Origin of the sequence: Variovorax paradoxus, from assembly GCF_030815975.1 — a bacterium.
Taxonomy (GTDB): Bacteria; Pseudomonadota; Gammaproteobacteria; order Burkholderiales; family Burkholderiaceae_C; genus Variovorax; species Variovorax paradoxus_N.
Window position 1 is genome coordinate 747,059 of the sequence record NZ_JAUSXL010000001.1, and the last position, 19,552, is coordinate 766,610.

A 19,552-nucleotide genomic window follows, 5' to 3' on the forward strand; every position below is an offset into this window, starting at 1 on the left:
CCTTACACGACCATGCTCAGCAGCATGATGAACACGATGGCCACGACCGAGATCAGCGTCTCCATCACGGTCCAGGTCTTGAAGGTCTCGGCCACCGTCATGTTGAAGTACTGCTTCACCAGCCAGAAGCCGGCGTCGTTGACGTGGGAGAGGATCAGCGAACCCGCGCCGGTGGCCAGCACCAGCAGCTCGCGGTTCACGCCCGGCACCATGGTGGCGAGCGGCGCGACGATGCCGGCACCGGTGATGGTGGCGACCGTGGCCGAACCGGTGGCGATGCGGATCAGCCCCGCCACCAGCCAGGCCAGAAGGATCGGCGAGACCTGCGCATGCAGCGCCATCTGCCCGATCGCGTTGCCCACGCCGCTGGCCACCAGCATCTGCTTGAAGCCGCCGCCCGCGCCGATGATCAGCACGATGGCCGCGGTGGGCGCGAGGCTGTCGTCGACGAACTTCATGATCTGCCTGGCGGTGAAGCCGCGCGCGGTGCCGAAGGTGTAGAGCGACAGCAGCAGCGCCGCCAGCAGCGCGGTGATCGGGTGGCCGATGAAGTCCATCCAATGCCGCACGGCGTTCTTCTCGTCGAGCGCCACGTCGGCGAAGGTTTTCAGCAGCATCAGCGCCACCGGCAGCAGCACGGTGAACAGCGTGATGCCGAAGCCCGGCAGCTCGCGCGCCTCGGGTTCGTGCGCCAGCTGTTCCATCAGCTCGGGCGAGGCTTCGCCCGGCACGTATCTGGAGATGAACTTGCCGAAGACCGGCCCTGCGATCATGGCCGTCGGCAGGCCGACGATCAGTCCGTAGAAGATGGTCTTGCCGATGTCGGCGTTGAACACGCCAATGGCCAGCAGCGGCCCCGGATGCGGCGGCACCAGGCCGTGCACGACCGACAGGCCCGCCAGCAGCGGGATGCCGACGCGGATCAGCGACACGCCGGTGCGGCGCGCAACAATGAACACCAGCGGGATCAGCAGCACGAAGCCGATCTCGAAGAACAGCGGGATGCCGACCAGGAAGGCCGCGAACATCATTGCCCAGTGCACGCGTTCGCGGCCGAAGGCGTCGATCAGCGTGCGCGCGATGCGATCGGCGCCGCCCGACTCCGCCATCATTTTGCCGAGCATCGTGCCCAGGCCCAGCACGATGCCCACGAAGCCCAGCACGCCGCCGAAGCCTTCCTGGAAGGACTTCATCACCTGGTCCACCGGCATGCCGGAGGTCAGGCCCAGGAAGCCGGCAGCCAGCGTCAGCGCGATGAAGGGATGCACGCGCCAGCGCGTGATCAGAAAAATCAGCCCGAGGATCGCCACCAGGGCGTCGACGAGCAAGAACACCTCTTTGCTCATTCCAAACATTTGTCTGTCTCCTGAATCCGGGCGGTGCACCTGCCGCCGGGGTGGATGGGATAGCGCTATCCCGCGCGATCCAAAAAAAGCCAGCTCTGGCGCTCCTCGGGTTTCTCCGGGTCGGCAAAGTCTGGGACAGCGCTATCCTAGGACAGCGCTGTCCAATTCAAACTCCGTATAAACCCTTAAATCGACCATGTCCGAAGCTCCCGAGCGCCCGCGCGCCCGTTCTTCCAGCCACGCGACCCTCGACGACGTGGCCCGCGCGTCAGGGGTGAGCCCGATCACGGTGTCGCGCGCGCTGCGCGGCGCGCGCAACGTGGCGCCCGAACTGCAGGCGCGCGTGCAGGCGGCGGTCGACCAGCTGGGCTACGTGCCCAACGTGGCGGCGCGCGCGCTGGCGTCGGCGCGCAGCTCTCATGTGGCGGTGCTGATCCCGTCGCTGACCAATCAGCTCTTCGTGGAACTGCTCGAGGCGGTGCAGGATGCGCTGGCGCCCCATGGCTTCCAGTCGCTCATCGGCGTGACGCACTACGACCCCGCGCAGGAAGAGGCGCTGCTGCGCAGTTACCTCTCGCAGCGGCCGGCCGGTGTGTTGCTGACCGGCTTCGACCGCAGCGCCGCGGCGTCGCGCCTGCTCGAGGGCAGCCATGCCCCTTGCGTGTACCTGATGGAAACCTCGGCCGCACCTGGAATCCACAGCGTGGGCTTTTCGCAGCAGGACGCGGGCCGCGCCATCGCCCTGCATCTTCTGCAGCGCGGCCGCCGGCGCATCGCCTATGCCGCCGGCCAGCTCGATCCGCGCGTGCTGCTGCGCCTGGAGGGCTATCGCGAGGCGCTGCGCGCTGCCGGCTGCCACGATCCGGCGCTCGAACTGCTGGTGCCGGGCCCGACCTCCATCGCGCTGGGCGGCCGGCAGTTCGAGGAATTGCTCGCGCGCCATCCGGACGTGGATGCCATCTTCTATTGCAACGACGATCTCGCACAGGGCGGATTGCTGGCCGCGCTGCGCACCGGCGTGCAGGTGCCGCAGCGGGTGGCGATCGCCGGCTTCAACGATCTTGGCGGCAGCGACCAGATGCTGCCGCCGCTGACCACCGTGCGCACCCCACGCCGGGAGATCGGCGAGCGCGCGGCAACGATGCTGCTGGCGCTGATGCGCGGAGAGACGGTGGCCGAACGCACGGTGGACCTGGGCTTCCAACTGGTGGTTCGGCAGAGCAGTTGAGGTGGACGAGCGACGAAGTCCATCGCAGGCGTCACAGTGACAAGCCAACCGAGGCCATGAGAAAACGCACGAGCGATGCCAGCAAGAAGAGCGTGCCGACGCTGGCGATCCAGATGGCCACCAGCCAGCCGAATCGCCGCAGCCAGCGGCGCGGCGCGCGCTCAGTGGTAGCCGTCGCCATGCCGCACCTTGCCGCGGAACACCCAATAGCTCCAGGCGGTGTACATCAGGATGACCGGGATGATCATCAATGCGCCGACCAGCGCAAAGCCCAGGCTCTGAGGCGGACCGGCGGCCTGCCAGATCGAGATGTCGGGCGGGATCACGTTCGGCCACAGGCTGATGCCCAGCCCGGTGTAGCCGAGAAAGAGCAAGGCCAGCGTGAGCACGAAGGGTGACGCGTGCCCGGACCCGCGCAGATCGCGCAGCAGCCGCCACACGACGCCGCCGACCAGCAGTGGCACCGGTGCAAAGTAGAACAAGTTGGGCAGCGTGAACCAGCGCGCGGCGATGGCCGCATGCGTCAGCGGCGTCCACACGCTCAGCGCGCCGATGACGCCGAGCATGGCCCACACCAGCGGCCGCGAAAGCGTGCGCATGCGGTCGTGCAGCTCGCCCTCGGTCTTCATGATCAGCCAGGTGGCGCCAAGCAGCGCATAGGCCGCCACGAGCGCCAAGCCGGTGAAGATCGCGAAGGGCGACACCCAGTCGAAGGGGCCGCCGGCAAAATTGCCGTCGACCACCTTCAGCCCGTTGAGGAAGGCGCCCAGTGTCACGCCCTGAAAGAAGGTGGCGGTGACAGAGCCGCCGATGAAGGCTGCATCCCACCAGCGGCGCTTGCCCGCGCGCGCCTTGAAGCGGAACTCGAAGGCCACGCCGCGGAACACGAGCCCCACCAGCATCAGGATGAGCGGCAGGTAGAAGGCGCTGAGAATCACGGCGTAGGCCAGCGGAAATGCCGCCAGCAAACCGGCGCCGCCGAGCACCAGCCAGGTCTCGTTGCCGTCCCATACCGGCGCCACCGTGTTCATCATGACGTCGCGGTCTTCCTTGGCGGGAAAGAACGGAAAGAGAATGCCGATGCCAAGGTCGAAGCCGTCCATCACCACGTACATCATGATTCCGAACAGGATGATCACTGCCCAGATCAGGGGAAGGTCGATACCCATCACTTGGCTCCCGGTGCGGCGAGATCGCCTTCTGCGTCAAGGCCTTGGTGCGCGGCGGACAGCGGGCGCATCGGCTGGTGGAGCTCACCCGGGCCACCGTGCAGCGGCAGGTCGCCCTCGTCGCTCGACGGGCCCTTGCCGATCAGGCGCAGCCCATAGGCCGTGCCGGCACCGAACACGACGAAATAGACCAGCACGAACAGCGCGAGCGTGAAGCCCACCTGCGAAGCCGAATGCTGCGGTGAAGCCGCGTCGGCGGTGCGCATGAGGCCATAGACGACCCAAGGCTGCCGCCCGATCTCGGTGGTGTACCAACCGGCCAGGATCGCCGCCAGGCCGGCCGGCGAGAGCATCAGCGCGAAACGCAGGAACAAGCGGTGGCTGAAGAGTTGCCGTCCGCGGCGCAACCACAGTCCCCAGAATGCCAGTGCGATCATCAGCAAGCCCAGGCCGACCATGGCGCGGAAGGTCCAGAACACGATGGTCGCATTCGGCCGGTCTTCCTTGGCGAAGTCTTTCAATGCGGGAATCTGGCCGTCCCAGCTGTGGGCGAGCAGCAGGCTGCCCGCTCGCGGGATCTCGATGGCATAGCGCGTCACTTCGGCCTCCATGTCGGGCCAGCCGAACAGCACCAGCGGAACGCCTTCGCCGTCCGGCGTGCGCTCCCAGTGGCCTTCGATGGCGGCGAGCTTGGCGGGCTGGTGTTCCATCGTGTTCAGTCCATGCTGGTCGCCGATGAGCGCCTGGATCGGTGCGGCCGCCAGCAGCATCCACAACGCCATCGAGAACATCGTTCGCACGCGGGTGTTGTCGCGCCCTCGCAGCAGATGCCATGCGCCCGCCCCGCCAACCATCAGCGCGGTGGCGATGTACGAGGCGACCACGGTGTGCGCAAGCCGATAGGGGAAGGAGGGATTGAAGATCACCTTCAGCCAATCGACCGGCACCACACGGCCGTCGATGATCTCGTGGCCCTGGGGTGTCTGCATCCAGCTGTTGGACGCCAGGATCCAGGTTGCCGACACCAGGGTGCCGACCGCCACCGCGAGCGTCGACAGGAAGTGCAGGCCGGGCCCGACCCGTTCACGCCCGAAGAGCATCACGCCGAGAAAGCCTGCCTCGAGAAAGAAGGCGGTGAGCACCTCGTAGGCCAGCAGCGGCCCGGTCACACCGCCGGCGAAACGCGAGAAGTTGCTCCAGTTGGTGCCGAATTGATAGGCCATCACCAGCCCCGACACCACGCCCATCCCGAAGGCCACCGAGAACACCTTGATCCAGAATTGATAGAGATCGATATAGACCTTGCGGCCGGTGCGAAGCCACAGGGCCTCCAGCACGGCCAGGTAGCTCGCCAGGCCGATGGTGAGCGCCGGAAAAATGATGTGGAACGAGATGGTGAACCCGAACTGGACACGGGCGAGCGTGAGTGAATCCATCTCCGGGCGTCTCCATTGAGTTGGTTGCAGCGGTGCTGCATCGACCCTCATTCAACATCAGGCCGCGGCCGATGGGAATAGGACACATCGTCCAGGGAACTCAATTCAGACTGAATGCCCCGCCAGGCGCCAGTCATTCGGCACGAAAATGCCGGAGGCACCCACCAGCCCGGATCGGGAGCTCGACCTCAATTCAATCCCGGCCTGAAGGCGCCACGAAGCTCTCTCTCGATTCCGCCTTCCTCGGCGACCACATGTTCACCCTGATCCGCTCGACATTCCAACGCGCCAGGAAAGAGCGCCTGCCGCAAGTCGCCGGCAGCCTGACGTTCACGACCCTGCTGTCCATCGTGCCCCTGCTGGCGGCGAGCTTCGCGCTGTTCACGCGATTTCCGGTCTTCAGGCGATTCAAGGACGCGCTTCAGGAGTTCTTGCTCAGCAGGCTGCTTCCGGCGGACATCGCACGCACAGTGCTGAAGTACCTGAACCAGTTCGCCGCGAATGCCAGCGGCCTGACCTGGGTCGGTTCGCTCTTCCTGCTGGGCACTGCGATCGCGATGCTGCTCACCGTGGAGAACGCGCTGAACCAGATGTGGAAGATCAGGAAGAACCGGCCGTTCTACAGGAGGGTCGGCCTGTACCTGCTGATGTTGGCCGTCGGTCCGCCCGTGCTGGGCTTGAGCCTCTGGGCAACGTCGTATCTGCTGGGCATTTCCATGGGCCTGATCGGCGCGCTGCCCCGCTCGCTCGCATTCGTGCTCGACCTCGGTCCGCTCATGCTTGGCGTCACTGTGCTCACGAGCATGTTCTACCTCGTTCCGAACACCAGAGTCCGGCTGCGCGACGCCTTCGCGGGCGGCTTGATCGCCAGCGTGGCGTTCGAGTTCGGCAAGCGCGGCTTCACCACCTATCTCGTCAAGGTGCCAACGTACAAGGCGCTGTACGGGACGTTCGCGGTGCTGCCCATGTTCTTGCTGTGGGTGTACTTCTCGTGGCTGGTCACGCTGGTCGCGGCCATGATGACGGCCAACCTGGCGCTCACGCGGCGGCGGCCGCAGGCACGTTCGCTCGACCGCAGCGGAAGGAAAATCGAATGATGGACCACTGCTTCAGCCTCGGCGCGTCGCGTTCGGACTCTTCTCGCGCGGTTGGTTGCTGTCCGACAGCTGCTCGGATGGCGGGCCGAGTTCGCCGCTGTCGGCTCCCGTGCTTTTTGAAGTCCCGCCGCGCCGGGCATTGTTGCCAGTGCCAGAGTAGATCTCGTCGTCGTCGAGATTGACTTCGGCTTCCGCGCCGGCGTCGCCGCGGCTCACGCGGCCGCGCGACGGCGGATTGGGGCCGTGAGGGCCGATCGGGTCAAGACGGCCCGCCTCATCGCCAGGATCCTGTGCTCGCTTTGGCATGCCTGCTCCTTTCGTCATTCCGGCAAAAACGCCAAGATCCAATGCTCGCTGCGACGCGGTGGTGTCCTGTGGGCCGAACGGGACTGCCGCTGTAGGAGTTGCGCCCAGGTGTCGCGATTCAAGGACCAGATCGTTTGGTAGCGCCCTACATGGACTTCGTGCTGCGGCCGACAAGTGGTGCCACTTCTGAGCCACAGGCTTTTTCTGGATGTGCATCGCAACCCGCCTTGGCGTTCCATTGCAACGAACCGGTCATAGGCGCTCTTGCGGTTCATTGAAGCAACGCAACGGTAGGAGGCAACAATGAAAACCAATGGTGCGTCCACGTCGTTCTGGCTGGCTTCGGCCGCCATGCCTTCCTTTGCGCCACTGGCCGGGCCGGCGCGGGCCGATGTCTGCGTCATCGGCGGTGGCATGGCCGGCCTGACGACCGCCTACCTGCTGTCGCGCGAGGGCAAGAGCGTGGTTCTCATAGAAGCTTTCGAACTCGCCGCCGGGGAAAGCGGCCGCACCACCGCGCAGTTCGTGCCGCCGGACGACTTCTATTGCGAGATCGAAAAGTCTTTCGGCGCCGAGGGTGCGCGCAAGGTCGCGACAAGCTTCCACGTCGCGACCGATCTGGCTGAGACCATCGCCAAGACCGAAGCGCCTGACTGCGGCTTCGAGCGGCTTGACGGCTACCTGTATTGCCTGCCTGGGCAAGACATGAAGGTGTTGGCGCAGGAGCTCGACTCCGCCACCAAGCCGGGTGTGGAGGTCGAACGGCTGGCGAATGTCCCGGGACTCCCGTTCGACACCGGGCCCTGCGTCAAGTATGTTGGACTGGGCCAGTTCCATCCGGTCCGGTACCTGGCCGGTGTGGCCAACGCATGTTCACGCCAAGGCGTTGCCATCCACTGCAATACACGCGCCTTGGACATCCAAGGGAACGGTGCGAATCAGATCGTCCAGACCGCGCATGGCGACATCCAGGCCAACGCCGTCGTGGTCGCCACGAACACACCGTTCATGGACCGCGTCGTCATGCACACGAAGCAGTCGGGCTATCGGACCTATGTCATCGGCATCCAGGTTCCCAGGGGGTCGGTCCCGCGCATCCTGTTGTGGGACACGGGGGATCCCTACCATTACCTGCGGCTGGATTCACCGCCGTCCGCCTCCTCAACCGATACGCTGATCGTGGGCGGGGCGGACCACAAGGTGGGCCAGGATTCTCATCCCGAGCATCGGTACGGCGAGATCGAACAGTGGGTGCGCGACCGGTTTCCCATGGCGGGAGCAGTGACCCACCGCTGGTCCGGGCAGGTGATGGAGCCAGCGGACAAGGTGGCCTATTTCGGCCGCAATCCCATGGACCAGGGCAATGTCTACCTGATCACGGGAGACTCGGGCACGGGAATGACGCATTGCACCGCGGGTGCCATCGCCATCACGGACATGATCATGGAGCGACCCAATGCGTGGGCAGACCTTTACGACCCCTCGCGCAAGGCGACCCATGGCCTGGGAGACTTCGTCAAGGAGCAGGCCAACACGCTCGCGCAATACAAGGAGCTCGTGACCGGCGGCGACGTCGACGAAGCCGACCAGATCAAGCCGGGCGAGGGCGCGGTGCTGCGGCAAGGCGCGAGCAAGCTGGCCGTGTACCGGGATGAATCGGCCACGTTGCACGTGCGTTCGGCCATCTGCACGCACCTGGGCTGCGTCGTTGCGTGGAACTCGGCCGAGAAATCCTGGGACTGCCCGTGCCACGCATCTCGTTTCGGTGTGGATGGCGAAGTGCTGCACGGGCCGGCGGCCGCGCCCTTGGGACCTGGAAAATTTCGGGGGTCCTAGCCCTGCGATGCGCGGGGCCGGAATGATGCACGCGGCGCTGAAGCCATTGCCGGCAAGAGAGAATCAACTGATGCATGCGCTGCGGAGCCGCTCTCATGAAAGAGCGCATGCAGCTATCCCTGAAATCATCGGCGCTGCTGCCGACACCTTGCGATTCGACTTCGGCCTCGATCCGGCGAACGTCGGCACGGCCTTCGCCAAAGCAGTCGACGGGCAGATCGAGGAGGCCGACGTTCAGACCCCGCGCGTCATTCACGCGCTGACGCCGCTGCAGTCGGCGATGCTGCAAGCGATCGCGCCGGATGAGACGCTCACGCCGGAGGTGTCGAATGTCCAGCAGGCACTCACTGCACTGCAGGAGAAGTCGCTGGTCTGGAAGGAGAAGCGAGGCGTCTACTCCCTCGAGGAGGGTAGGACAGCCGAACTGCTGCGCCAGCCCGGGCTGCTCGATGGTTGCGCGGCGCCGCAGCCGAACTGACCCTCCGCGCGTGGCTTCATAGGCTGCGCGGTTATGGCCTCCTCGCCTGCAGGGCGCTCTCGTGCCCCGTCCGGGAACCGGACATCGGCCTCGCGCGCCAAGCTCGCGAGCTGCTGCTTGAGCGCATCCATCGGAAGTGTCCTTGAGTCGATTTTGCTCATGCACAAGTCCGACAGGAAACTACTCAATATTCATTACTCGTCAATAAAGTTACAACCATGTCACAAAAATCAATATATGTTACTAGTGCTGTAGCGGCGAGAAGTGGATACGGGGTTTGCTTTTTGCTGTTGCGCGCCCGCCGACGGACGCACAACGAGGTTGGGTGAGTTGGTAGATGCAGTGGGTACAGCGTGCTTGTCTTGCTCGCCCGCTAGGTTCCACGACAAGTTGACGGTTGGGGCGCTTTTGCTCCGTTTTGCAACGCAGGGGTTCAATATGAACAAGAAGATGATCAAAGTGGCATTGGCGGTCGGTGCGACGGTGATGGCCGGGGCATCGATGGCGGCTACGGAGGAGGCCAATCTGACGGTCGGCGCCACTGTCGTGAATGCGTGCGCCATCGGACCGGGCACGCTGGCGTTCGGCGGTGCCTTGTCGGCTGCTGTTGCAAGCGCTGGCACCGCGGGCACGACGGCTGACGTCGACGCCGATTCCGGAACGAGCATATCCATCATTTGCACCAATGGCGCCTCGGCGGCCATCACGGGAGGTGGGGGCGCGAATGCTGTGGGTAGCGTTCGGAACATGCTTTCGGGAGCCGACCTTCTTCCCTATGAACTGTATACGTCCTCCGGACGCGCCACGGTATTCAATGCCACCAATTCGATTGCCTATACGGGCACCGGGGCTGCAACCACGACCACGGCGATCTACGGGCGGATTCTCGGAGCCGATCTCGCAGCCGCCAAGAAGGGGACCTATGCGGATACGGTTGCAATGACGATCACCTACACGCCGTGACAGTCGTGCAGCCGGTTCGGCGCCATGCGTTGGCAGGGGCCGTGCTGGCATGTGGGATCGCGTGGGCTGCAGTGGCAGAGGCGGCCGGTGTCACGATCTCGCCGGTCGTGCTCGAGATCGGCTCGCCGCGCAAGGCCATCGCCGTCACGGTGACCAATACAAGCGATCAGCCGGCCACCTTTCAGACCGAGGCGATGGTCTGGCTGCAGGCCAAGGGTGTGGACCGTTATGAACCCACCGCGGATCTGCTGGTGGTCCCGGCAATTATCGAAGTGCCTGCCAAGACCAGCCAGATTTTTCGCGTGATGTTGCGCAGCCGCGCCCCGTCTCCGGTGGAAAGAAGCTACCGGGTCATGCTGGAAGACATTACCGAGGAGCAGGCGGCGGGCAGCGGGCAGGCTTCGGTGGCTTTCAAATTCACTCACAACTTGCCGGTCCTCGTCGCGCCGTCTGGCAAGGTCGTGAACGCCATGCATTGGAAGCCGTGTCCGACCCAAGCAGTTCCCGCGTCCGCAACCCCTGCGCCGGTCAAGCCGCAAGCCATCGGGGGCTCGCAAGCCTGCGTGCGCCTGCTCAATGCCGGCAACCGGCGCGTCAAGGTGCAGGCGCTGACCCTGGACGGTAATGGCTGGCAACAGGTGTTGACGCTGAAAGACGGAGAAAACGTGCTGGCGGGCGCGGAGCGAGAGTGGCGTGTCCCGCTGGCGAACGGCCAAGCCGGCGCGCTGCGCGGCGTACAGGTACAGACGGCGCTCGGCGAGACGCTGCAGGCCGAAGCAGGCGGCTTTTGACGGAAGTGTCGCCCTCTGCGGCTGGCGTCCGTTGTCCATGACGCCAGCCTATGCAACCGCGTGTTTTTGATTGTGTTGTGCCATAGCACCCTGCGCCCTGTTGTCGACGTTCTGGCTCCGGCCACGCGCAGCAATTGCGCCCAGGTGCACCACGCGCAGGCTTTGTCGTGGCTGGGGGCGCTGTCGCTGGTCTGGGCATCGCCCGCCTTGGGAATGCCGTTGGCCGTGAGCCTGCTGCAGCCCGATGGCGCCACCGTGCAGTTGCGGGTGCGTACGGGCATCGATGTGGCGCCCGTAGTGCGTTGGTCGGAAACTCCGGTGCCCGGTCCTTACCGGCTGGTGCTGATCTGGAATGACGCCGCGATGACGCTGGAGCGCGCGCTACCGCGATTGCCGCCCGATAGCGCGGGCCCGCTGCGGGCCCTGGCTCTGCACAGTACGCCGGACCAAACCAGGCTGGAGCTGCAGCTTAGCCAAGCGGTGCGGCCCCACCTGCGCCGCATCGGCGACTCCTGGGTGCTCCGGCTGGAGCCTGTCGCCCGGGCGAGCCCTGCGATCCCCGCCGGTGCCTCCGCGATCGCACCTGTCGAGCTTTTCACGCCTGTTGGGGGCCCGTCAGCGATGGCCCCAATTGCTTCCATCGACCCGTCACCGCCGCGATCCCTTGCATTGCCTGCTGTTGCGCCAACCCTTGACGAGGCGCCGCCGCGCCCGGAACCACGACCCCGCCGTCCCGGCGCCGCGAACATCCACACCAAGCCCAGCCCCGAGTTGCTGCTGGTCGACGTCTCCATCAATGGCCAGCGCCTGAAAGACGTGGTGCGCGCCGAGCAATTGCCGAGCGGTCCGCTGCTGCTGCCGGCCGAGGCCTGGGCTGAGGCCCGGCTGGCACCGCTGGCGCAAGCCGCCACGCTGAGTGACGGTACCCCGGGCTATGCGTTGGACGCGCTGCCCGGAGCCACTTATCGCATCGATCGCCAGAGTCTGAGTCTGGAAATCAATGCCCCCGCCGCCGCCTTTGTCGGCTCCGCGTTGGGGGCGCAAGGCAACGCGGCAGTGCTACCGCTGCGGCCGCGTCCGGGCGTGATGCTCAACTACGATGTTTCGTACAGCCGCAACGGAGGCAGCGCATCGAGCGGTGCCGCGCTGGAAGCAGTGGCTTTCGGCAGCCTGGGCAACTTCGTGACCTCGGCCCTGGTCAGTAACGCAGGCAGCGGCAGCGGCTACAAGGCCACGCGACTCGACAGTTACTGGCGCTATGACCTGCCGCAGCGGCTGGAAACCCTGGTGGTGGGTGACACCGTCAGTGCGGGCGGTGGGTGGAGCCGTCCGGCCCGCTACGGGGGCATTCGCTTCGGTCGCGACTTCGGCTTACTGCCGAGTTTCGTCACCCTGCCGCAGTTCGCGCTGGAAGGTCAGGCCGCCTTGCCCTCCACAGTGGAGCTGCTGGTGAACAATGCGCGCCGCTTGAGCCTGCCGGTGCAGCCCGGCCCGTTCGACCTGACCCAGGTGCCCATCGTTACCGGCGCCGGAGAGATCGGTCTGGTGGTACGCGACCTGCTGGGACGCGAAACCATGGTGCGGCAGAGCTACTACGCTTCGCCCCGGTTGCTGGCGCCAGGACTGACGGATTTTTCGTTTGAAGCGGGTTGGCTGCGCACCGGTTACGGGCGCGACAGTGCTTATGGCGACAGCTTTGGCGCCGCCGCTTGGCGGCAGGGGCTGACCAACAGCCTCACCGGCGAGACCCGTCTGGAACTGCAGCGGCGGCGCCGTGCCTTCGGCGTGGAGCTGAGCGGCCTGCTGGGTGCCTGGGGCGTCGCGCGTGGCGGGCTGGCGGCATCCAGTGGCGACACACAAGGCCCGCGCGAAAGCGGGTATCTGCTGCAGGCGGGCATCGAGCGCAGCACGCCCCGGGGCGGTGGCGCGCTGCAGTACGAACGCGCGAGCCGGGGATTCGCGCCGTTTGGCGAAGCCATCGGACCCGCGGCTGCGAGCCAGCGCGCCCGGTCGCGCTGGCTGGCAAGCGTGGGTGGCCCTCTGTGGGGGCGGATCACCGGTGGCGCGAGCTATGTACACCAGACCCGCTGGGACGGAGATCAAGTGAAATTGCTGGGCATGTCATTGAGCGTTCCAATCTGGCAGCGCGCCAGCCTGAGCCTGTCGGTCAACAAGCGGCTGGATAGCGTCCGAAGCTGGCGTGTCGGGCTGTCGTTCAACCTGCCTCTCGACGATGGCGTTTCGATCTCCACTCAGGTGGATCGCCGCACAGACGGCCGCCTGACCGGCGCGGTCTCGGCCATGCGCAATCCGCCATCCGGGCCGGGGTTAGGCTGGCGGGTGCAGGCCGCCACGACCGAGAGCCAGCGCGCGCAAGCCGGGCTGCAGTACAACACCAGCCAGGCCGAATTCGCGCTGGACGTGGTCTCGGACGCACAGGGCCAAATGGCCACCCGCGCAGGCGCCCGGGGCACCGTGGGCTGGCTCGGAGGGGTTGCCTTTGCTTCGCGGCCGGTGGGCCAGGGTAGCGTCGCGGTGGTCAAGGTGGATGGCATCGAGGGCGTGCCGGTCAAGCGGAGCAATCAGGTGGTCGCTCTCACCGATGCGCGTGGGTTGGCCTTTGTGCCCGGGTTGCTGCCGTGGCAAAAAAACCAGATCGAGATCGACCCGGCGGATTTGCCGCTGGACGTGGAGATGGCCAACGTCAGCCAGGAGGTCACACCCTTCGCCCGCAGCGGCGTGGTGATGGACTTTGCCGTGCGGCGCACGCGTCAGGTACTGCTGGTATTGCAGCAGCGCAATGGCGCGCCGGTACCGGTGGGCGCCAAGGTGCGTCTGCTGCCCGCCGGCCCCGAGTTCATCACCGGCCGCCGGGGCGAGGTCTGGCTGACCGACCTGGCCGAGAGCCGTCAGCGCCTTCAGGCGAGCTGGCCCAACGGGGGTTGCACGCTCGAGTTGGCCGTACCGGCCAGCCCGGATGGCACCCCAGAAAAAATCGGGCCGTTGGCCTGCGACGAAGGACAACCATGAAGAAATCAGTGCGCGTTCGGGCGACGCGATACTGCATCGCGCTGACAATGGGTGTTGGCCTGTCGGCCGTCGCCAGTTCGGCGCTGGCCGGCTCTTGTTCGGTGAGTTCCAGCGGGCTCATGTTTGGTGCCTACGAGCCGATCACCTTTGCCGGCAAGCTGACCTCGATAGACAGAACCAGCACGGCCACCGTGTCGGTGGTGTGCACCAATATCGCGGCCGGTGGCGGCTACACCATCGGCCTGGGGGCCAGCAACTATGGCTCTGGTGACCGCCTCAGCATTCGCTACCTGAACAACACCCCCAACGGCGGCGACCTCATGGCATTCAACGTGTTCACCAACGCCAGCTACACCACGGTCTGGGGCAATGGCTTCACTGGCGCGGTGCTCAACGGCACGATTGCCACCGGTGACAGCAACCAATCGCACACGGTTTACGGCCAGATTCCCGCTGGGCAAAGCACCCTGAAGGCGGGCAGCTTTTCTGACTCATTGACCGTGACGCTGACGTACAACCCCTAGCCCATGAAGCGGCGCGCCCCGATGGCGCACGCTGAAGTTGCGCATCTTGCGCTTGACGCCGCGGGGGTGGAGCGCCCGCGGCTGCTCACGCAGCGGCCTGCGGCGATCTCTGGAGCATTGCATTGCGCCAGCCAGTCGAACCTTCGTTCGACCGACCGAAGCACGAGGCTCGAGGGCAATCCGCCATTGCTGATGCCGTCCTTGGCCGTGGCTTTAGCTTGCGCCGCTGAATCCATCAGATCGCGCCTTGACCAGGGCTGCAAGCTCGGCAGGCAGCACGGGCCGGCTGAAGAGATAGCCCTGCATTTCGTCGCAACCGTGGGCGCGCAGGAATTCCAGCTGCTGCTCGGTCTCGACGCCCTCGGCGATGACCTTGAGATTGAGCTCGTGACCCAGCGAGATGATGGCCTTGGCGATGGCCTTGTCCTCTTCGTCGCCGGGAATGTCGCGCACGAAAGCGCGATCGATCTTGAGCCTGGCGATGGGAAAGCGCTTGAGCGCGCTCAGGCTCGAATAGCCGGTTCCGAAATCGTCGATGGAGAACTGCACGCCCATCGCCTGCAGGGCCTTCATCGACAGCAGGGCTTTCTCGAGGTCTTCCATGACCATGCTTTCGGTCAGTTCCAGTTCGAGAAACCGGGCTTCGAGCCCGCTTTCCTCGAGCGCCTTGGCGACCTGTTCGATAGCGCGCAGCCTTCTGCGCCGCGCATTAAGCCGGCCAGTCCTTCCAGCCCGTACCCTTTGCCAGGCCGCCGCAGTCGTCCTCTTCCACCACCAGCGTTCCGCTCTCTGGACGATGTGCGCGCACCGTTCGAAGAAATGCAACGATGTTCTGCGGGCAGGTCTCGACGCTGGCGCACGCTCCCGCGGATCGCGCCGCGAATCGGAACGTCGCCTGAGTGACGATCAATTGATCGTGCGAAAGGGCCAAGTCGGCGCGGACATCGCCCGGGCCCCACCTTCTTGGCGCGGCATCCACGCGAACTTCGCTGAGCCTTTTGCTGATGCACAGCCGCTGCAATCGCAGAAGCCGCAGGGTGAATCCCTGGTCCACCTGCACCTCTGCAAACGAGGCGCCGAATCGATGCGTGGGCATGGTTTTGATGAATACCGCCGTCGCTGACGTTTCTTCCATTTTCCGGTGCCGTGCGAACCGCACCTGTGCTGCCAGCCACGGATGCTTGCGAAACCCGTCGTCCGGCAAGAAAGTCTCGGGGCACTTGCCGTGGCCTGCACACCGGTTGAACACCATGGCTTCGGCCGGGTCCGACACCCACTGCAGCGAGTCATTCTTTGACTCTCGTCCAAGAAAGCGCAGATCGTCCGGGTGGCCGGACACGCAGTAGAGATCAAAGATCTTGCCGCCGCGTGTCCAGTGAACCCCTTGGGCCATTTGGTACGCCATGGCGGATTCGGCGTACTCGACCGCCTCCAGGCAGGTGGCAAAGTCGCCGATCCGCTTGGAAGCATCGGGCCCGGAACGCAGGAACACCGAATACGTCGCGACGGGATCCTCGTCCGCCGATGTGAAAACCTTCAATGCCTCTCCAACACCTACACGCGACGGGACAACAACCAAGGCTTCGATCTCAATGCCGACATACTGGCTCGCATCGATGTCGGCGACGCTGGGCGGTCGATGAAAGCCCGGACTTTCCTCACTCGTGCTGCGTGAGGCGCGAATAGCGGGAGAGCCTGCAACAGATGACGGCCTCGACAACGCAGGGCTGAGTTTCATGATGAACTCGTTTCAAAATGTTAACTTGATGTAAGCTTAGTTCCGTACCCGTGTACGGAGTCAAGTCAAATGGACGAGCAAGAAGGTTCTCTGAGCATCGGCGCCTTTGCCAAGGCAACGGGCGTCGGTGTGGAGACGATCCGGTTCTATCAACGCAAGGGCCTGCTGCCGGAACCGGAACGCATCCAAGGTCGCATCCGGCGCTACGACAACTCAGACATAGGGCGCTTGCGTTTCATCAAGAGCGCCCAGCGCTTGGGCTTCAGCCTCGATGAAGTCGCGGGCCTGCTCCGGCTGGACCAAGAATCGGACTGTGCGCGAGCGCGCGAACTCGCGCAGCAGAAGCTCGGCGATGTGCGCGCCGAGCTGGCGCAACTCCACAAGCTCGAGACGATCCTGCAGAAGTTGGTTCAGGACTGCGACGCGAGTCTCGACAAGCGATCTTGCGCGCTGATCGCGGCATTGCAAAGCTGCCATTGCGCAACGCGCGATTGACAGGGAGGGGCGGACACCCGGCGATCTACGACGCGTGCCTGGGATGCGCATCGTGAGGCCAACTCGAAGCCCGAAGGTTGTCTCCCAGGACATAGCCGGCACCGTGCACGGTATGCAGCAATTTGATGTCGAACGGGTCGTCGAGCTTGCTGCGCAGGCGTTGGATGGTCACCTGTATCACGTTTGCGTTGACTTCCAACTTTTTGCCCCACACTACTTTGGCCAATGTGGCGTGGGAAACGGTTTGGTCCCGGCGGCGCAGCAATGCGAGCAACAGGTCGAACTCCTTCGTGGTGAGATTCAAGCCCGTCCTCCCGCGCAAGCATGTGCGCTTGATTTGATCAAGCTTGAGATCGGCAAACCGAAGCACGATTGCTCTCCAAGGTGGCATGTCCGTTTGGGCGGTGGGCGATGCGCCTTGCACCATCACGGGAGCAACGACGAAGATCACTGGGGCGACCAGAATGTTTGGCGACCGAAAACTGGAACTTCATCTTTGAATCTCCTTGGAGTTTTCTCTGGCTGCCCCACAAAGCGATCGCCGCGTGCAAATGCAGCCTGAGCTCTCAACGCGCGAGGTGACACGGGTGCATACAAAGCCCGAAGCAGCCATCTCCAGGGATCGCGAAATCAGCGGGTTTTCCCTGGCTGCTGTGCACGGCGAGCGCGAGGCCGTGCCAATCCGGGCGCTGCATGCGACTGAATCAGGTGCTTCGGGCATCCAGAAGAGGAGGGCTGTCCTCTTCGATGGACCCAGGCCCTGCTTATTCAGCCGGCATGTTCCAGCGACTTCTACCATTTCCGTCCCTCTGCCTGCCCGTGGAGCTTGTAATGAGTGTACGGATCCCATGCGGCGCGGAAAACGTCTGGATTCATGAGCAAATACGATCGAGGATCAAAGTTCAAGGGCAGCCCCACCCGATGTTCCTTTGGAGTCGTCAGTCCATTGACAAATTCGTCGACCATCTTGTGTTCTTCCCTGGAGATCGCTGCTTGGTGGGGCTTCTTCAGTATCAGGCGCCCGTCGCCAAGGTCGATATGTTGCGTTGGATCAGGGAAATCCAGTGTCGTCCAGTAGTGAGTCACGAGCGACGCCCGAGTCTGGCTCATATCCTTGATCGCGCTTCCACCGTGGAGAAGTTGCGCATGCCAGATCAACACGTCACCCGGGTTCGGATAGAAGTGAACCGCCTTCAGATCGTGCTCTTCGAGCTTCTTGCGGATGAAATCCATCGCCTTGGGGAATTCCTCCTGCGTCGCGCGAAGCGTTCCGTCGCTGAATTTGTAGGGCTCCATCAGATGAGAACCAGGGTAGTAAAACAGCGGGCCGTTCGCGTCTGTGACGGGGTCGATAGCTATCCACGATGCGCACATCTTGTTGGGCGTCTTCGACGGCATGTAGAACGTGTCAAAGTGCGGGCCCTGTTGGCTTCCCCTTTCAAACAGCAATGAATTGCAGACGGAGGCAGGGGCACCCAAGAGTTCTTTCAAGATTTTCGCAAGCCGTTCGCTGATCGAAAATTCTTGAATCAAGCCATCAACCAAGTGGGTGTCGTTCAGCTTGTAGGGGTGGTTTCTTGCATCGCCATGCACCTCACGAAACAGCCACCGGCTGTTGGGGTCTTTTCGATCCAAATAGCAGTCAATGGTGAGCGGATTTCCTTTGCCTCGATCCATCCAGAAGTGATCGATCCGCTGCTTGAATTCCGAGACCTGCACTTCATTGAAAAACCGCTCAAGAATGATATAGCCGTTGGTGTCGAAGAATTGTTTTTGCTCGACGCTGAGTAGGTTCTGCGTTTCCATGCTGGCTTCGGTATATGGGCTGCCGCCCAACATATGGACGACCAACACAGATTATGTTGGCTGTCACCGAACTCGTCACGCCTTGGATTTTGACTGGAACAACGTATTGGGTTTGCGTGTGTAAGCATCGATACGAAACAGCAAATTCCATCAAGGACTGTGGCTCTAGAGGCTGCAATCAAAGTACCGAACGTAGGGTGCGATCTTTCTTTGTTCGAGTTGATCGAGAGCTCTGCTGTGCCCAAGATGCCAACTCTTTTTTGGTTTACAAAATGTAGATACGAGTACGTTGCGTCGTGCTAGTGCTTATTTTTCTTGAAAATGAATTTCGCAAACGGAATCGAGAATTTCCGCTCGCGGGCCGCGAAGGCGCGCCCCAAACTCAGAGCTGTCACGCAGGCCAACCCCAAATGGCTGCTTTCTTCCGACTGGAGGTTTGGCTGGACTACACGGCATCGTCTGCAGGAACATTGCCAAGTCCTTTCGATGGATCCATGGTGCACCGGCATCAGGGCGCCGGGCGTACTCAAGGCTGACTCGGAGCAGCCCGTGTATCCCCCTTTTGCAGTCACGCGTGGCGGCGATGGACTGCATCTGCAAACCCAGAAATACGCTCAACCGATATGCCAGTGCCAGTCACCTGCATGGCGCCGCAGTCGACGTTCGTCACGCCCGCGCGCAGATATCCCTGGAGCGCATCCCTGACGGCCTGGTAGCTGTTGTGGCGCTCGCCGCGACCGCGCACACACAGCGTCCAAGGGAAGGGCACGGTCGCCTTACCGAATGCGAGCTGCGATTCCTGCAAGGCGATGCCGAACAGCAGCCAGGCGGGAACACCGGCCCGCTGCGCCGTCAGCACATAGGCGGTGGCGGCTCTCGCAGCGTCTGCGGCGGCACGTCGCCGCGCATGACGTAGCGCGGTGCGCGGCTCGAAGGCGAGGGTGGCGCCGAAGCCGAGACCTTTGGATCGATACGCCGAATGCCGGGCATCGAGAGAGTCAGCTGATCCATGCGTGACGATCCCGGCCGCGTCAGCGACCTTGCTGCGCCGCCGGCTGCGTCAACAGCGGCGGCGCATTGCGCGCGCGCGACGACAGCCCGGACATGCCTGGCTCGACCACGAGCGAGCGCGGCAACACCTTCGTCCTTGTACCGCTGGACCAGACGCTCGAGCTGCCGGCGACTCAGGCCCAGTCGCTGCGCGGCCTGGCCGACCCACAGCATCCGGTCGACCACCGCCTGAATCGTCTTGAGCCGATCGGCTCCGCGCATCGTCATAGTGATCGTCGCAGCAAGTGTCGCCATGGCC

20 protein-coding genes are annotated in these 19,552 nt (G+C 64.0%); 9 read left to right on the top strand and 11 right to left on the bottom strand.

Going from position 1 to position 19,552, the window contains the following annotated elements; genetic code table 11:
• Positions 1-2: 2 nt before the first annotated feature.
• Positions 3-1,355: a GntP family permease gene (locus tag QFZ47_RS03595; RefSeq protein ID WP_307654324.1), complete on the bottom strand. Its 1,353-nt coding sequence runs from the start codon at positions 1,353-1,355 to the stop codon at positions 3-5.
• A gap of 187 nt (positions 1,356-1,542) precedes the next feature.
• On the opposite strand from QFZ47_RS03595, the gene gntR reads away from it, so the two are divergent.
• Complete coding sequence (gene gntR / locus QFZ47_RS03600) at positions 1,543-2,574, top strand: HTH-type transcriptional regulator GntR (RefSeq protein ID WP_307654325.1); 1,032 nt, start codon at positions 1,543-1,545, stop codon at positions 2,572-2,574.
• Positions 2,575-2,605: 31 nt separating this feature from the next.
• Here gntR and QFZ47_RS03605 read toward each other — a convergent pair whose 3' ends face one another.
• From QFZ47_RS03605 to QFZ47_RS03615, 3 genes are read right to left on the bottom strand one after another with little or no spacing between them, the layout of a single operon-like run.
• Positions 2,606-2,755, bottom strand: a complete 150-nt coding sequence (locus tag QFZ47_RS03605; RefSeq protein ID WP_307654326.1) for a DUF2474 domain-containing protein — start codon at positions 2,753-2,755, stop codon at positions 2,606-2,608.
• Positions 2,736-3,743 (bottom strand): cytochrome d ubiquinol oxidase subunit II, encoded by a 1,008-nt coding sequence (gene cydB, locus QFZ47_RS03610; RefSeq protein ID WP_307654327.1) that lies wholly within the window; start codon positions 3,741-3,743, stop codon positions 2,736-2,738. Before cydB ends, QFZ47_RS03605 begins: the two co-directional genes overlap by 20 nt.
• On the bottom strand, positions 3,743-5,179 hold the full coding sequence (locus QFZ47_RS03615; protein WP_307654328.1) for a cytochrome ubiquinol oxidase subunit I: 1,437 nt from the start codon (positions 5,177-5,179) through the stop codon (positions 3,743-3,745). The genes cydB and QFZ47_RS03615 overlap by 1 nt, the downstream gene beginning before the upstream one ends.
• Positions 5,180-5,433: 254 nt before the next feature.
• Between QFZ47_RS03615 and QFZ47_RS03620 the strand changes: the two genes are divergently transcribed.
• Positions 5,434-6,276 carry a YihY family inner membrane protein gene (locus tag QFZ47_RS03620; protein ID WP_307654329.1) on the top strand — a complete coding sequence of 281 codons (843 nt, stop codon included), beginning with the start codon at positions 5,434-5,436 and terminating at the stop codon, positions 6,274-6,276.
• Positions 6,277-6,288: 12 nt separating this feature from the next.
• Here QFZ47_RS03620 and QFZ47_RS03625 read toward each other — a convergent pair whose 3' ends face one another.
• Positions 6,289-6,582: a hypothetical protein gene (locus tag QFZ47_RS03625; protein ID WP_307654330.1), complete on the bottom strand. Its 294-nt coding sequence runs from the start codon at positions 6,580-6,582 to the stop codon at positions 6,289-6,291.
• A gap of 303 nt (positions 6,583-6,885) precedes the next feature.
• On the opposite strand from QFZ47_RS03625, the gene QFZ47_RS03630 reads away from it, so the two are divergent.
• From QFZ47_RS03630 to QFZ47_RS03655, 6 genes are all read left to right on the top strand, one after another.
• Positions 6,886-8,418 carry an FAD-dependent oxidoreductase gene (locus tag QFZ47_RS03630; protein ID WP_307654331.1) on the top strand — a complete coding sequence of 511 codons (1,533 nt, stop codon included), beginning with the start codon at positions 6,886-6,888 and terminating at the stop codon, positions 8,416-8,418.
• Positions 8,419-8,440: 22 nt separating this feature from the next.
• On the top strand, positions 8,441-8,896 hold the full coding sequence (locus QFZ47_RS03635; protein ID WP_307654332.1) for a hypothetical protein: 456 nt from the start codon (positions 8,441-8,443) through the stop codon (positions 8,894-8,896).
• A gap of 438 nt (positions 8,897-9,334) precedes the next feature.
• Positions 9,335-9,859 carry a spore coat protein U domain-containing protein gene (locus QFZ47_RS03640; protein WP_307654333.1) on the top strand — a complete coding sequence of 175 codons (525 nt, stop codon included), beginning with the start codon at positions 9,335-9,337 and terminating at the stop codon, positions 9,857-9,859.
• Positions 9,856-10,650, top strand: a complete 795-nt coding sequence (locus QFZ47_RS03645; RefSeq protein ID WP_307654334.1) for a fimbrial biogenesis chaperone — start codon at positions 9,856-9,858, stop codon at positions 10,648-10,650. The genes QFZ47_RS03640 and QFZ47_RS03645 overlap by 4 nt, the downstream gene beginning before the upstream one ends.
• A 60-nt stretch (positions 10,651-10,710) precedes the next feature.
• Entirely contained in the window at positions 10,711-13,680 is a 2,970-nt protein-coding gene (locus QFZ47_RS03650; protein WP_307654335.1) for a fimbria/pilus outer membrane usher protein, read from the top strand.
• Entirely contained in the window at positions 13,677-14,204 is a 528-nt protein-coding gene (locus tag QFZ47_RS03655) for a Csu type fimbrial protein (protein WP_307654336.1), read from the top strand. The genes QFZ47_RS03650 and QFZ47_RS03655 overlap by 4 nt, the downstream gene beginning before the upstream one ends.
• Before the next feature lie 213 nt (positions 14,205-14,417).
• Here the strand turns inward: QFZ47_RS03655 and QFZ47_RS03660 are convergent, their stop codons facing one another.
• Both QFZ47_RS03660 and QFZ47_RS03665 read right to left on the bottom strand, forming a co-directional pair.
• Complete coding sequence (locus QFZ47_RS03660) at positions 14,418-15,029, bottom strand: EAL domain-containing protein (RefSeq protein WP_307654337.1); 612 nt, start codon at positions 15,027-15,029, stop codon at positions 14,418-14,420.
• Positions 14,914-15,942, bottom strand: a complete 1,029-nt coding sequence (locus QFZ47_RS03665; protein WP_307654338.1) for a hypothetical protein — start codon at positions 15,940-15,942, stop codon at positions 14,914-14,916. The genes QFZ47_RS03660 and QFZ47_RS03665 overlap by 116 nt, the downstream gene beginning before the upstream one ends.
• A 69-nt stretch (positions 15,943-16,011) precedes the next feature.
• On the opposite strand from QFZ47_RS03665, the gene QFZ47_RS03670 reads away from it, so the two are divergent.
• A complete protein-coding gene (locus tag QFZ47_RS03670) occupies positions 16,012-16,437 on the top strand; it encodes a MerR family transcriptional regulator (protein WP_307654339.1) in 426 nt (141 codons plus the stop codon).
• 25 nt (positions 16,438-16,462) lie between these two features.
• On the opposite strand, the gene QFZ47_RS03675 is transcribed toward QFZ47_RS03670, so the two are convergent.
• From QFZ47_RS03675 to QFZ47_RS03690, 4 genes are all read right to left on the bottom strand, one after another.
• Complete coding sequence (locus QFZ47_RS03675) at positions 16,463-16,888, bottom strand: winged helix-turn-helix domain-containing protein (protein ID WP_307654340.1); 426 nt, start codon at positions 16,886-16,888, stop codon at positions 16,463-16,465.
• 341 nt (positions 16,889-17,229) lie between these two features.
• A complete protein-coding gene (locus tag QFZ47_RS03680) occupies positions 17,230-18,243 on the bottom strand; it encodes a phytanoyl-CoA dioxygenase family protein (protein WP_307654341.1) in 1,014 nt (337 codons plus the stop codon).
• A gap of 568 nt (positions 18,244-18,811) precedes the next feature.
• Positions 18,812-19,102, bottom strand: coding sequence for a hypothetical protein (locus QFZ47_RS03685; RefSeq protein ID WP_307654342.1), 291 nt, complete (start codon positions 19,100-19,102; stop codon positions 18,812-18,814).
• On the bottom strand, positions 19,096-19,552 hold a 457-nt coding region (locus QFZ47_RS03690; protein ID WP_307654343.1), incomplete at its 5' end, for a helix-turn-helix domain-containing protein. The genes QFZ47_RS03685 and QFZ47_RS03690, both read right to left, overlap by 7 nt.